Origin of the sequence: Streptomyces sp. NPDC048248 (assembly GCF_043201875.1) — a bacterium.
In the GTDB taxonomy this organism is placed as follows: Bacteria; Actinomycetota; Actinomycetes; order Streptomycetales; family Streptomycetaceae; genus Streptomyces.
On the sequence record NZ_JBICZL010000016.1, the window covers coordinates 110596 to 124088 of the forward strand.

Consider the following 13493-nt stretch of genomic DNA (forward strand, 5'->3'; position numbering starts at 1 on the left):
GAGGAGCTGAACGCGGGCCCGCACCGGGCCTCAAGACGGAACCCAAAAGCCAAATCCTGCGTCTTAGTTCTTCTACGGGGAGTGTGGCGGCGTCGAACATCTCAGGCACCTTAGCCCCGCCACGGGAATCCCGTAAATCCCCGCCCGGCGGAGCCCACACGCCACTCGTGTGGCGCACACACATCCTTCACGCGGCGCGTCCCGGAAACGAAGTACGGGTCAATATGCCTGTCCGAAACAGGCTACCGGCGAGATCTAGACAATCAGTCCTTCGATACCGCGCCCCAACGCCAACCGCGCGCCGGCACGGTTGCCGACGTCCCACGCGTAGACCTCCAACGGCCTTCCGTGGGGCCCCCGCAGCCGGTGCACGGCCGCGATCCAGCGCGAACTCACCTTCGAAAGCGGTGGGTTGATCTGGTCGGCGAACCGCGCGTAGCGAGCCAGCCGGTCCACGGCGGGGGCTCCCAGAATCCCGGTACGGACCTGCGGCGACAGTCTGTGCACGGTTTCCACGCAGCGCACGCAGAAGCTCTGGACGACCAGCCGGTTTCTCACATGGGCACGATCGAGCCACCCGGTTCGCCGCAGTTCACGGACGACCTGGGCCTCCATTCCCGGGTACCTGAGGGGCGTTTTCAGTTCCAGCAACAAGCGCTGACGGTTGTGATCCATCCGGCGCAAAAAAGCCGTCAGTGTCGGCACACGCTCCCCCGCGAACCGCTTCCCGAACCAGCCGCCCGCGTCCAGCCGGGCGATCTCCGCGGCCGTGAAGTCGGCCACGCGCCAGGGTGCCCGGCGGGGGAACAGCTTTTCGGCGTTCGTGGTCCGCGCCAGCGTGGCGTCGTGCATCACGACCAGTACGCCGTCCTTGGTGCGCTGCACGTCGTTCTCCACCCAGAGGAGTTTGCGGGCGTGCGCCGCGTCGACCGCGGCGAGGGTGTTCTCCGGCGCGTACCGGGACGCGCCGCGGTGCGCGATCATCCGGGGCGCTCCCACCGCCGGACGGTATCCCTCGCCGCTCATCACGCCGACGAACGCGCCGTCCTCCGCGGCCGCGACGGCCGAGGAGGGCACCGCGGCGGCGACGAGGAAGGCGACCCCTGCTGCGGCGAACCGCATCGACCCTCTGACCATGCGGCAGCCTCCTGGTCGCTCCCGCAGACGCGGCGGCCTGCGTCCCGTACGTCCCCTCAGGCCCTTCCCGCGTCCAGGAGTGCGCTGTCAGCTCACGATGCCTCCATCCAGCCGCCCCCGCCACGCGGACGTGCCCCGGCCGGCGGTCCGCCGAACGCCTCGGCTGCCGGGTCTTCGCAGGTCAGCGAGGTCCGATGGCGAGCGCGGTGGCTGCCGCCCATCCGAGTGCGCCGTGTCCGGGCGTCGCGACGGGGCACAGGCGGACACTGTCGGTAAATTGTTGCTATCGCTGCGTCACCGGCGAGGACCGGTCGCCCCTTCGCCGGTGACGCACGGCCATGCCAGGAGATCCGATGGTCTGTCCTTCCGTACGCCCCTTCCGCCCCGGTGACGGACCCTCGCTGCTGACCGCCTGGTGCCGCAGCGCCCCGGGCGATCCGATCACCGCGGCCCGCTTCCGCGCCCAGGTGCTCCTCGACCCCAATTTCGACCCGGACGGGCTGCGGGTGGCCGTCCACGACGGGCGGGTGGTGGGCGCCGCCTACGCCGTCCGCCGACTCGTCCCGATGGCGGGCACCGACCTGGAGCCGGACCAGGGCTGGCTCCCGTTCTTCTTCGTGGACCCCTCCGTGCGCGGCAACGGCGTCGGCCGCCGCCTGCTCACCGACGCCCTCGACTGGCTGCGCGGGCACGGGCGCCGCCGCGTCGACTTCGCCGCGTACGCCCCCCATTACGTGCTCCCCGGCCTGGACCGCGAGGCGTACCCGCAGGCGGCCGGGCTCCTGGAGAGCCTCGGCTTCCGGGTCCGCTACGAGGCGGCCGCCATGGACCGCACCCTGGTCGGCTACCGCGTCCCTGAGGAGGTGCGGCGGCACGAGGAGAGTCTGGTGGCGCAGGGCTACCGCTTCGGCACACCGTCCGACGACGACCTGGTGGACCTGGTCCGCCTGGCGGCCACCGAGTTCAACCCCGACTGGGCGCGCACGATCCGACGGTGCCTGTCCACCGGGACGCCGCTCGACCACGTGGTCATCGCGCGCGAGCCGGCCGGTCAGATGGCGGGCTGGGCCATGCACGGCGCGTACGACGCGTTGGCCGAGCGGTTCGGCCCGTTCGGCGTACGGCCGGAGCAGCGCGGTACGGGACTGGGGAAGGTACTGCTGCACCGGACGCTGGAGCGGATGCGGGCGCACGGCGCCCACGGGGCGTGGTTTCTGTGGACCGGCGAGCAGAGCCCCGCGGGCCACCTCTATCGCGCGGCCGGATTCCGTACGACCCGCACGTTCGAGGTGATGAGGCGTGAGGCCACGTGAGACCACATGAGGCAGCCCGGGACGAGGACGAGGCGCCGGGTGACGGGCAGGGCGTGGCGGGTGGCGCGATGAGGCGCCGGGCGTTCGCCGTGGGCGCCGCGGGCGGGCTGCTTGCCGCGGCCGGGTGCGGTGCGCCGGACGAATCCGCGTCGGGTGCCGGCGGCGGCTTCGGGCGCGCCGCGCACGGCAGGACCGGCAAACCGGTCGTGCTGACGGTCCTTTCGCACTACGCGAGCGACCCGCTGAAGTCGGCCCTGCAAGGGGCGGTCGATGCATGGAACGCCACGCACGACCGGGTGAAGGTCCGGACCACCGCGGTGAAATTCACCGACCTGCTGACCACGTACATGGTCCGTCAGGCCGCGGGCCAGGGGGCCGACATCCTCCATCCGTACTGCCTGTGGACGGGGCAGCTGGCACAGGCGCGGGTGCTGCGGCCGGCGCCGCCCGACGCCGCACGGCAGATCCGCCGGGAATTCTCCCCCGCCGCCGTCACCGCGTCGTCGGTGAACGGCACGGTCTACGGCTATCCCACCGAGGTGCAGACGTACGCGCTCTACTACAACAAGCGGCTGCTGCGGAAGGCCGGACTCCACGGGCCGCCGCGCACGTTGCGGGAGCTGGAGGAGACCGCCTACCGCACCGCGCGGCGGGACCGTCACGGCAACACCCTGGTGCAGGGGTTCGGGCTGTCCCGGGCCGACGACTCCACGGTGGTGGGCCAGACGCTGGCGATGCTGGCCGCCCGCGGGGGCACCTTCCTCACCCCGGACGGCCGGCGGGCCGCCATCGGCTCCCCGGTCGGGCGGGAAGTGCTCGACCTGGAGCGGCGGCTGATCGCCCGGCGGGCCAGTGACTCCGCCATCGCGCTCTTCAAGGCGTTTCCGTCCGGGCAGGTGGCGATGGCGATCAACGGGGGCTGGTGGACGGGGAGCCTGCGCAGCGTGATGGGCAAGGGCTACCGCGATGTCGGGACGGCCCCGGTGCCGGGCCTCACCCCGGCGGACCGCGGCACCCTCGCCACCGGCTTCCTGCTCGGCGTGAACACCCGGAGCAGGCACCCGGACGAAGCCTGGGAATTTCTGCGCTGGCTCAACACCGGCACGGCGCCCGCCCGAGCCGGCGGTGGCACGTCCAGGCAGGTCGCGGTGACGCGGATGAGCGCGCTCCAGGTGTCGGTGGGCTCGATGACCGGACGCGCGGACGACATGCAGGCCCTGCTGGGGAAGGGCAGCGGCAGCGACCCGAACCTCGGGCCGTTCCTGGACGCGCTGCACTACGCCGTCCCGGAGCCGAACGGGCCGCGCGCGCAGAAGGCGAAATCGCTGCTGCGGAAGAACATCGAGGCGGTGTGGACGGGCCACCGGTCCGTCGACGAGGCCCTGCGGATCACCTCCCGGCAGGTCGACCAGGAGCTTTCCCGGCCCGGCTGACCGGTGCCGTACCGCCTTCGGCCGGCAGCTGCCGTCGGTCGACCTTCAGCCGACGCAGCCGGCGAGCCCCCCGGGACCCGACCCCACCACCCGCGAACACCGATGCTCCAGAGAGGTGATGCCGTATGGCTTCCGCCGAAGGCGGTCCGGTCCGGGCGGCACGGCGGCGGCAGACCGTCGTCGCCTACCTGTTCCTGACCCCCACCCTGCTGTTCTTCACGGTCTTCCTCGCCCTGCCGCTGCTGTTCGCCGTCCTGCTCTCGCAGTCGCGGTGGGCCGGGTTCGACCTCACCGACATCGACCCCGTCGGCCTGGACAACTTCACCGACCTCTTCGCCGGCGGCTCGACCTTCCTGACGCCCATCCTGACCAACACCTTGCTGTACGCGATCGGCACCGTGGCGATCGCCCTCTCCGGCTCGCTGCTGGTCGCCAACTGCATCAACAATCTGCGCTTCCAGGGGCTGTGGCGCACCCTGTATTTCCTGCCGATCGTGACCACGGTGGTCGCCGTCGGAAACGTGTGGAAGTACATGTACGAACCCGGCGGACTGATCAACGGCGTGCTCAACGGGCTCGGCATGCCGTCCTTCGCCTTTCTGCAGGACCCCGACACCGCCCTGCCGTCCGTCGTCGTCGTCCAGGCATGGGCGTCCATCGGCACCGCGATCCTCATTCTCACCGCGGGCCTGAAATCGATTCCCGAGGTCTATTACGAGGCCGCGGAGCTGGACGGCGCGGACAAGTTCACGCTCTTCCGGAAGATCACGCTGCCGTTGCTGCGCCCCTCCCTGCTGTTCGTGTGCATCACCCAATTCATCACCGGATTGCAGTCGTTCGCCCTGATCAACGTCATGACCGGGGACGGTGGTCCGGGTGATGCCACCAACGTCGCGGCCCTGGAGATGTATCAGCAGGCATTCCAGTACGGCGACTGGGGACTGGCCGGCGCCGCGGCGTTCGTCCTGTTCCTGGTGATCGCGGTCAGCACCGTGGTGCAACTGTGGCTGTTCCGCCGGAAAGGGGCGGAGGCGTGAGCCCGCGGACGGCCCGGGTGCGCTTCCCCTGGGCGTCCTACACGCTGGTGGCCATCGGCGCCGTGCTGACCGTCGTGCCGTTCCTCGACATGCTGCTGACCTCGTTCAAAGGCCCGGGAGAATACGGCAGGCTGCCCTACCGCTTCCTCCCCGAAGCCTTCGAATTCTCGAACTACCGGGCCGCCATGCGGCAATTGAACCTGCCGCTGCTGTTCCGCAACAGCGTCATCGCCACCGCGCTGATCACCGGCTCCATCCTCATGACCTCCTCACTCGCCGGATACGCCCTGGCCAAGCTGCGCTTTCCGGGTCGTGAGCTGATCTTCCGGGTGGTCCTGTCAACGATGATGTTTCCGCCGTTCATCTTCTTCATCCCGCATTTCCTGATCCTGGTGCACTGGCCGGGAGCCGGTGGGAACGATGTCCTCGGCCGCGGCGGAGCGGGCCTCACGGTCAGCCTCGCCGCACTCGTCATGCCCTTTCTGGTCTCCGGATTCGGGATCTTCCTGATGCGGCAGTTCATGATCTCCATTCCGGACGAGATGCTGGAGGCGGCCCGGATCGACGGCGCCGGGGAATTCGCCGTGTGGTGGCGGATCGTCGCCCCGCAGACCAAACCCGTCGCCGTCACCCTCGCGCTGCTCACCTTCGTCAACGCCTGGAACGAATACATCTGGGCACTCCTGGTCTCCACCGCGAACCCGCAGCTGATGACGCTGCCCGTCGGCATCCAGATGCTGCAGAGCTACCTCGACCCCGATCGCATGGTGCCGGTCATGATGGCCGGACTCGTGCTGAGCATCCTGCCGATCCTGATGCTCTTCCTGCTGCTGCAGAAGCACTACATCCGGGGGGTCATGCTCAGCGGCCTCAAGTGAGCCCGGGGTGCTGCATCCTCGCGACCCGGGAGGGGCTCAGCGCGGCACCCGCCAGCGGTTGCCGCGCGCCGTCGACACCAGCTGGCGGACCGTGGCCAGTTTGACCCGCGGGCGGCCGTCGCTGCGTCCTCGGGCCACCTCGGCCCGGTTGATGGCGGCCAGGCCACGGGCGTCGACGAGATGGCGGTTGCGGCGCCGCGCGAGCCTGCGGAACGCGTTCGGCGCGCCCGTCGGCGCGGGCAGCGAGCCCGCGACGGCGTCGGCGAGCAACGTGCCGACCGTCTCGGCGGCGCAGGTCCGGTTGGCGCCGATGCCGCCCGAGGGACCGCGCTTGATCCAGCCCACGACGTACGCCCCCGGCCGGCCCGTCACTCGGCCCCGCTCGTGCGGGACGGTGCCGGTGGCCTCGTCGAACGGCAACCCGGCTACCGGCGCGCCGCGGTATCCGATCGCCCGCAGCAGCAGGCCGGCCGGCATCTCCACCTCCCCCGAGGCCCCCGTGATGCGTACGGCGCTCACGGGTGCATCGCCGAGCGCCTCCACGGGCGTGGAATGGAAGCGGAAGACGATGCGCCGCCCCGGCGCGGGCGCGACCGACCAGTCCTCCCGGGCACGGTTCACCCCTTGCAGGACGGCGGCTTTGTCCTTCGGTCCCGCCGCGTCGATCGCCGCACCGATCCGCGGATCGTGGTCGTCCACAACCAATTGCACGCCGGCCAGGTGCTTGAGGGCGAGGAGTTCGGGCCGGGTGTACGCCGCGTCCTCGGGACCGCGCCGACCGAGCAGCACCACCTCGCGCACCTTGCTCGCGCGCAGTGCCGCCAGGGCGTGGTCGGCGATGTCGGTGCCGGCCAGGGTCTCCGGGTCCGAGACCAGGATGCGGGCGACGTCGAGGGCGACGTTGCCGTTGCCGACCACTACGACCCGCTCGGTGGACAGGTCGATGGTGTCCGGCGCGACCTCCGGGTGAGCGTTGTACCAGGAGACGAACGTGGTCGCCGAGATGCTGCCGGCCAGGTCCTCCCCCGGAATCCCGAGCCGGCGGTCGGCGGAGGCACCCACGGCATAGATGACCGCGTCGTGATGCGCGGAGAGTTCCTCCGCGGTGATGTCCCGGCCCACTTCCAGGCCCAGGTGCATCCGCACCCGGGGGTGCGTGTGGAACCGCGCGAAGGTCTCGCCGACCTTCTTGGTCGCCGGGTGATCCGGCGCCACGCCGTACCGCACGAGACCGCCCGCCACCGGCAGCCGGTCGACCAGCGTCACCTCGGCGTTGGTGTGCAGCAGCAGGTCCTCCGCTGCGTACATGCCGGCCGGGCCGGTACCGACCACCGCGACCCTGATCGGTGCGAAGTCGGACGGCAGGCTGCGCTCGAACGTCGGCTCGCTCCAGGTGTGGAAGTTCGGTCCTTCGCCGACCGGCTCGGGTTCCGCTTCGTCGAAATACGCCGCGTTGATCTCGGCGTACTCCTTCTGCGGGCCGAACAGGCTGTCGACAGGGAAGATCGCGTCCACCGGGCAGGCGTCCGCGCAGGCCCCGCAGTCGATGCAGGTCTTCGGGTCGACGTAGAGCATCTCCGTACTGCCGAACGCCCGCTCCTGCGGCGTCGGGTGGATGCAGTTCACCGGGCATACGGCGACGCAGGTGGCGTCGCTGCAGCAGGTCTGGGTGATGGCGTAGGTCATGGCCCCGGCTCAGATCAGGTTCGCGCGCTTGTAGAAAAACAGCGCTGGCTTGGTCAGCAGGCGGGCCGAGGCCAGGAAGTCCATAAGGCCCGAACAGCTCGACCGCATCATCGACTTGTGATGTTCGTTGGTCCGCGCCTCGTCGAGGGCGCGCCTTCGGTCGAGCCCGGCGTTCGCGTAGACGCCCTTGTTCACCATGCTGGTGACGATGACGTAGGAGGCGATCGCGATCACGAAGGCATGGATCTGACGTCGTACCCAGCCCGCCTTCTTCAGCCGCTTGAGCGTCTCGTCGCGGGCGAATTTCATGTGCCGGGACTCCTCGACGACATGAATGTTGTTGATGGTGCGGACGAAGGGCACGACCCGCTCGTCGCGCATCCAGTCGCGCTGCATGACGTCGAGGACCTCCTCGGCGACCAGGATCGCGGCGTACGCGGCCTCGCCGAACGCAACTGCCTTGAAGGCACGGCCGAGTTCGATCGCGAAACGGTGCGGGCGGTAGGCCGGCGCGCCGAGTTTTCGGGCACCCCGAGCGAACATGATCGAGTGCCGGCACTCCTCGGCGACCTCCGTGAGCGCCCACTGGAACTCGGCCTCGGTGGGGTCCTTCGCGTAGATGTCACGCAGCACCATCTGCTGCAGGATCATCTCGAACCAGATGCCGGTGCTGGCAACCGACGCGGCCTCCTGCCGCGTCAACTCCTTGCGCTGCGCCTCCGTCAGCTCACCCCAGTACGCCGTGCCGTACAGCGTGCTCCACTCCGGGCTCGCGCCGTGGAAGTTCTTGTCCAGGGGCGTTTCCCAGTCCACCTCCGTGGCCGGGTCGTACGACAGCGTCGCGGCCGAGTCGAGCAACCGCTGGGCGACGACGTGCTCGTGAAGCCGGTCCTGCGTCTCCGGCCGAACGGGGCTGCTTGCCATGATGCGGCTCCTCGAATCGAGTGGGCTGTTCCTTGTTCTCTGTGCCGTGTGCTCTGTGCCGTGTCTCTTGCTGGTGCGTTGAGGCAGTGCGCTGTTGCGTGGGGGGCGTTGCGGGGGGGGCGCCTTGCTCGGGGGTGGGCCGCGGCGCCCGGCGGTCGCGACCCGGAAGGTGCGCGGCTCGTGGCCGCGGCCGTCAGGTCATTCCGTGCGCGCCCTACCGGATCGACGCCGACCGCGCGTCACGACACGCGGCGATGTCAGGCCAGGTCAGGGCGTACCGGGCCGCACGGGTGGCGCGAACAGACGTGGTGGAGCATCCTCATCCGCCGTAACGCTGCAGGTCAGCGCAGGCGTCTTCGTGACCGCCATGATCGACACCTCCGGTGGACCACTGAGAGGCCAACCACCCGCCCTCTCTTGTTAGACGGACCGTATAACAAGCGCCCCGGGCGGGCCTACCCCTCAGTAAGAATTTCGCGTTCCACTCCAGGGTCTCCGCGCGTTGAATGGCGGTCCGAAGGGCCGGAGGCCCGTGCCTGTGCCTCGGATCGGCAGGGGTGGACGCGGGCGGCGCGACGGCGGCGAACATCCCGTTGAGGACGTACGGCTCCCTGTTGAGCAGGGGTCAGCCGGCGGCTATGTCGTGCACGCGCAGCGGCTCCCACCAGGCTCGGTTCCCGCGGTACCAGGCGACGGTCTCGGCCAGGGCCTCATCGAAGTCCCGCTCCGGCCGGTACCCCAGCTCCGTACGGATCTTGGTGTAGTCGACGGAGTAGCGCCTGTCGTGCCCCTTACGGTCAGGGACGAAATCGACCATCTCCCAGTCGGCTCCGCAGGCGGCGAGCAGCCGCTGGGTCAGCTCCCGGTTCGACAGCTCCATGCCGCCGCCGACGTTGTAGATCTCGCCCGGCCTGCCCTTGGCCCGTACGAGTTCGATGCCTCGTACGTGGTCATCGATGTGCTGCCATTCCCGGACGTGGAGCCCGTCGCCGTACAGCGGCACCTTGCGGTGCTGGAGAAGGTTGGTGACGAAGAGCGGAATGACCTTCTCCGGAAACTGGTGGTGCCCGAAGTTGTTGGTGCAGCGCAGGATCCGCGTGTCCAGGCCGTGGGTGTGGTGGTACGCCAGGACGAGCAGATCGGCCGCTGCCTTCGAGGCCGAATACGGGGACGTCGGGTGCAGCGGCTCCGTTTCGAGGCAGGCGTGGTCCACGGAGCCGTACACCTCGTCGGTGGAGATGTGGACGAAGGTGCTGCCGTGTCGGGCGGCCGCGTCGAGGAGGACCTGCGTACCCAGGACGTTCGTCCGCACGAAGGGGGCGGCACCGGTGATCGAACGGTCGACGTGGGTCTCCGCCGCGAAGTGGACGATCTGGTCGTGTTCGGCGACCAGATCGTCCACCAGGGCGGCGTCGCCGATGCCGCCGCGCCGGAAGGCGAACCCGGGGCGGTCGCGCACCGCGTCGAGATTGGCTGGGTTCCCGGCGTACGTGAGCTTGTCGAGAACGGTGACGCGGACGTCGCCGGGGCCGGTGGCGCCGAGCAGCGTGCGGACGTAGTGCGAGCCGATGAAGCCGGCTCCTCCGGTTACCAGGATCCTGTTCGTCATGAGGAGATCTGCACCTTGCTGTAGTCGCCGAGGAGGTGACGGTGCGCCGCACGGGTCCGGGGCGCCGGGATGCTCTGCACGTCCCTGCCCACGAGGGAGATCTCCAGCCGGCGGACACCGGGATATTGGAGGAGTAGCCGTCCGAGAACATCGAGAACTCGATTCTCGCGCACTGCTCGGAGGCCGGGCCGAGCAGTGGCCTCGGCTCAGCCGAAGATGTGGATGTTCTCCTCGACCCAGTCGCGCAGGGTCAGCGGCGCCTTGCCGGTGATCTTCTCGACGGCGTCGGAGATCTTCCAGTCCCAGGCGGCCGACTGACGCTTGAGCTCCAGCAGGGCCTCGAGGCGGGGGCCGCCCCAGCCCAGGCGGTCGAACTCCGCCTGCGTCTCGGCCCTGGTGCGCTCGACGACCTTGACTTCCTGGCCGAGGGCCTCGCCGACGATCTCACCCTGGCGCTGCGAGCTGAGCGCCTCACCGCCGGTGAGCGTGTAGGCCTGGCCCTCGTGACCGGAGGTGGTGAGGACCTTGGCGGCGACGGAGGCGATGTCGCGCGGGTGGATCATGGCGGAGACCGGGTCGCCCTCGGTCACGTAGATGGTCCGCTCCTCGCCGATGGTGCCGGCGTAGCCGTAGAGGTAGACCATGAAGGTGCCGGGACGCAGGATGGTCCACTCCGGACCGGACTCCTGGACGACCTGCTCGCCCTGGCGGTGGCCGGAGGTCAGCGGGTCGGTGGCGCCGAAGCCGACGCCGCTGGTGGAGAGCTTGACCAGATGCTTGACACCGGCCTCGCGGGCAGCGGCGACGAGGGTGCGCTCCTGGACCGGGCCCTCGGGGCCGTAGCCCGGCGGGACGACGAAGACGCGGTCGACGCCTGCCAGGGCGGCGGGCAGCGTCTCGGGCTTGTCGAAGTCGCCGGCGACCACTTCGACGCCGGCGGGGAACTGGGCCTTCTCGGGTGAGCGGGTCATGGCCCGCACGGGTACGCCCTCGGCGGCGAGTTGGGCGACGAGTTCGCTGCCGACATTGCCGGTGGCGCCGGTTACCAGAATCATGCGTGGATCTCCTTGGGATGGGCGGCACGACGGGGCCGTGCCGGAAGTCCGCTGGGTGAAAGGGGTGTGTCAGGATTCGCCGCGAGCAGCGGACGGGGAGTCGCCGACGGCGTCGTCACCGGACTGCTCCGGCTCGGCATCGCCATGGCCGTGACCGCCGGAGAGTTTGACGTCCTTGAGGAAGAGCGCCGCCACGAGTCCGGCGAGGACGATCGGGATCACCGCGTGGAAGACCCCACGGAGCGAGTCCGCGTAGATCTCGGCGACTTCGAGGCGGACGGACTCGGAGAGACGGCGGAGCACCTCGGGCGCGAGCGAGCCGTCCTTGTCGATGTGAAAGCCGGATTCGTTGCCGAGGCGCTCCGTGAGGCCGTTGCCCAGACGCGCGTTCATCAAAGCGGCGAAGAACGAGACACCGAGCCCCGTGCCCAGTTGCCGCATGAGGGTGGCGGTGCCCTGTACGGAGCCGATGTCCTGCATGCTCGCGGTGTTGCGGGCGGCGAGGGTCAGCGCCTGGGAGTTGAGACCGCCGGCGATCCCGAAGAGCAGGACGTACACGATCGCGAGGCCGACGCTCGTCCCGGGACCGGCCCTGGAGAACAACACGGCGGCGACGGCGAACACCACCATGCTGAGCACCGGGAACCAGCGGTAGGAGGCGGTGTGCCCGATGACCTTGGCGCTGGTCCACGAGGTCACCACAACGCCGAGCATCATCGCGGTCAAGATGTAGCCGGACTTCTGCACGTCCAGGCCGAGGACGCTCTGCAGCCACAGGACCAGATAGTTGATCAGGCCGAGGCCGACGAAGCCGGCGATGAAGCCGAGGATGACGACGATGGTGAAGGTCTGGTCGGCGAAGAGCCGCAGCGGGATGACGGGGTCCACCGCGCGGCGCTGCGACAGGATGAACAGGGCCACCGCCAGGGCGGATCCGACGGCGAGGCCCAGGATGACCGGCGAACTCCAGGAGTACTTGACGCCTGCCCAGCCGGTGAGGAGGTTCAGGGCGACGATCGCGGCGACGAGAAGGAGGACCCCTGCGTAGTCGATGCGGGCCTTCTTCCTGGCCTGTGCGGGAAGGCGCAGCATCGAGGAGACGATGACCAGGACCGCGGCGCCGAGTGGCAGATTGACGAAGAACACCCAGCGCCAGTTGGCGAGTTCGGTCAGCACGCCGCCAATGGTGGGCCCGGCGAGCGAAGCGGCGCCGAAGGTGAGGGAGAACCAGCCGTAGTAGCGCGCGCCCTCCCGTGGGGAGAACATCTCGCCGATGAGGGCGAGGACGCAGATGAACAGCCCGCCGCTGCCCACTCCCTGGATGACGCGGAAGGTGATGAGCTGACTCATCGTCTGGGCGAGCCCGCAGAGCGCCGACCCGAGGAGGAACACGACGATGGAGGCCATGAAGACGCGCTTGCGTCCGAACAGGTCACCGAGCTTGCCGTAGACCGGGACGGTGGCGCTGCCGCCGATGAGGTAGCCCGTGGTGACCCAGGCGAACCGGTCCAGTCCGCCCAGGTCACCGACGACGCGGGGCAGTGCGGTGGCGACGATCTGGGAGTCGAGCAGGGAGAGGAAGACCGCCACCATGAGAGTGAGGACCACCGCGTTGGTCCTGGCGGGCGAAGCCGGTGCCGCGGGCGTGCCGAGGGCAGGCTCGGCTGAAGGGGAAGCCATGAGGAATCCTCGTAATCGCGGAACGATGCCGTGCGAGGGGCACCGCTCGAAGTGGGAGTACGCAAACGAAGTCGATGAAGAACGCTGCCTGTCATCAGCAGCGGAGAATGGGGTGGTCGGATCTCGTCCGACTCCGGCCTCTTGCGGCCCTCTCAACCGTTGATCAGACGCCAGCACATGTGCTGATCACGGTTCCTCGTGATTCGTCTTTGCTACTCGTCACTTCCTCTGTCTCGATTACGGATGCCGAACACGGTAGCGGAGGGCCCGGGCGGGGCGCTAGCAGGGCGGCCAGACTGGACGTTGCCTGCCCCCACGGGCCGACTCGCCCTCGAAGGCCAGGAGAGCCAGTCCGGTGACTTTGGCGGCGGCGTCTCACTCGTCCTGCTCAGAGTCGGACAGCTCGCCTGCACCTGCCGCGGAAGACCGCGCCGGTCTGCGCACAACAGCAGGTCCGGCAGCCCTACGTCATAGTCCGCCAGCCGAAGACCGAGGCTTCGTCCCCAGGAGTGGTCCTCAGGACCAAGGGCGACCAGCTCGACGCGGGAGCGCTCACCCAGCACCTCCGACGCCATTTCGCGCAGCGTCGCACTGAGGTCGGCCTCGGGTACACCCCGCTGTGGAAATGCCCACGATCATGGAGGTTCTTCGGCACACGCAGATCCGCCAGACGCGTCGCTGCGTGAAGGGGCGATCGCACCTCTCGAAGGATGCGATGCGCCGGATGGGGGACGTGTTCCT

Annotated in this window: 11 protein-coding genes; 4 read left to right on the forward strand and 7 right to left on the reverse strand. The window is 69.4% G+C overall.

Translation table 11 applies throughout. The annotated features are described in order from the left end of the window. Positions 1-255: 255 nt before the first annotated feature. Positions 256-1137: a glycerophosphodiester phosphodiesterase gene (locus ACGFZW_RS30610; RefSeq protein ID WP_393896510.1), complete on the reverse strand. Its 882-nt coding sequence runs from the start codon at positions 1135-1137 to the stop codon at positions 256-258. Positions 1138-1490: 353 nt separating this feature from the next. Between ACGFZW_RS30610 and ACGFZW_RS30615 the strand changes: the two genes are divergently transcribed. The 4 genes from ACGFZW_RS30615 to ACGFZW_RS30630 all read left to right on the forward strand — a co-directional run bounded on the left by ACGFZW_RS30615 (position 1491) and on the right by ACGFZW_RS30630 (position 5798). Continuing rightward, positions 1491-2450 (forward strand): GNAT family N-acetyltransferase, encoded by a 960-nt coding sequence (locus ACGFZW_RS30615; RefSeq protein WP_393896511.1) that lies wholly within the window; start codon positions 1491-1493, stop codon positions 2448-2450. After that, entirely contained in the window at positions 2447-3883 is a 1437-nt protein-coding gene (locus ACGFZW_RS30620) for an ABC transporter substrate-binding protein (protein ID WP_393896512.1), read from the forward strand. Before ACGFZW_RS30615 ends, ACGFZW_RS30620 begins: the two co-directional genes overlap by 4 nt. Positions 3884-4008: 125 nt before the next feature. After that, a complete protein-coding gene (locus ACGFZW_RS30625) occupies positions 4009-4920 on the forward strand; it encodes a carbohydrate ABC transporter permease (protein ID WP_393896513.1) in 912 nt (303 codons plus the stop codon). Further along, positions 4917-5798 carry a carbohydrate ABC transporter permease gene (locus tag ACGFZW_RS30630; RefSeq protein WP_393896514.1) on the forward strand — a complete coding sequence of 294 codons (882 nt, stop codon included), beginning with the start codon at positions 4917-4919 and terminating at the stop codon, positions 5796-5798. The genes ACGFZW_RS30625 and ACGFZW_RS30630 overlap by 4 nt, the downstream gene beginning before the upstream one ends. 36 nt (positions 5799-5834) lie before the next feature. Here the strand turns inward: ACGFZW_RS30630 and ACGFZW_RS30635 are convergent, their stop codons facing one another. From ACGFZW_RS30635 to ACGFZW_RS30660, 6 genes are all read right to left on the reverse strand, one after another. After that, on the reverse strand, positions 5835-7484 hold the full coding sequence (locus tag ACGFZW_RS30635; RefSeq protein ID WP_393896515.1) for an FAD-dependent oxidoreductase: 1650 nt from the start codon (positions 7482-7484) through the stop codon (positions 5835-5837). A 9-nt stretch (positions 7485-7493) separates the two neighbouring features. Next, complete coding sequence (locus ACGFZW_RS30640; protein WP_393896516.1) at positions 7494-8408, reverse strand: diiron oxygenase; 915 nt, start codon at positions 8406-8408, stop codon at positions 7494-7496. A gap of 625 nt (positions 8409-9033) precedes the next feature. Next, positions 9034-10017 (reverse strand): dTDP-glucose 4,6-dehydratase, encoded by a 984-nt coding sequence (gene rfbB, locus ACGFZW_RS30645; protein ID WP_393896517.1) that lies wholly within the window; start codon positions 10015-10017, stop codon positions 9034-9036. Then, the gene (locus ACGFZW_RS30650; protein ID WP_393896518.1) at positions 10014-10190 is read right to left on the reverse strand and encodes a hypothetical protein; all 177 of its coding nucleotides are present in this window, start codon (positions 10188-10190) and stop codon (positions 10014-10016) included. The genes rfbB and ACGFZW_RS30650 overlap by 4 nt, the downstream gene beginning before the upstream one ends. A 33-nt stretch (positions 10191-10223) precedes the next feature. Further along, positions 10224-11072 carry an SDR family oxidoreductase gene (locus ACGFZW_RS30655; protein ID WP_393896519.1) on the reverse strand — a complete coding sequence of 283 codons (849 nt, stop codon included), beginning with the start codon at positions 11070-11072 and terminating at the stop codon, positions 10224-10226. A gap of 69 nt (positions 11073-11141) precedes the next feature. Beyond that, positions 11142-12752: an MDR family MFS transporter gene (locus ACGFZW_RS30660; RefSeq protein WP_393896520.1), complete on the reverse strand. Its 1611-nt coding sequence runs from the start codon at positions 12750-12752 to the stop codon at positions 11142-11144. Between the last annotated feature and the right edge of the window lie 741 nt (positions 12753-13493).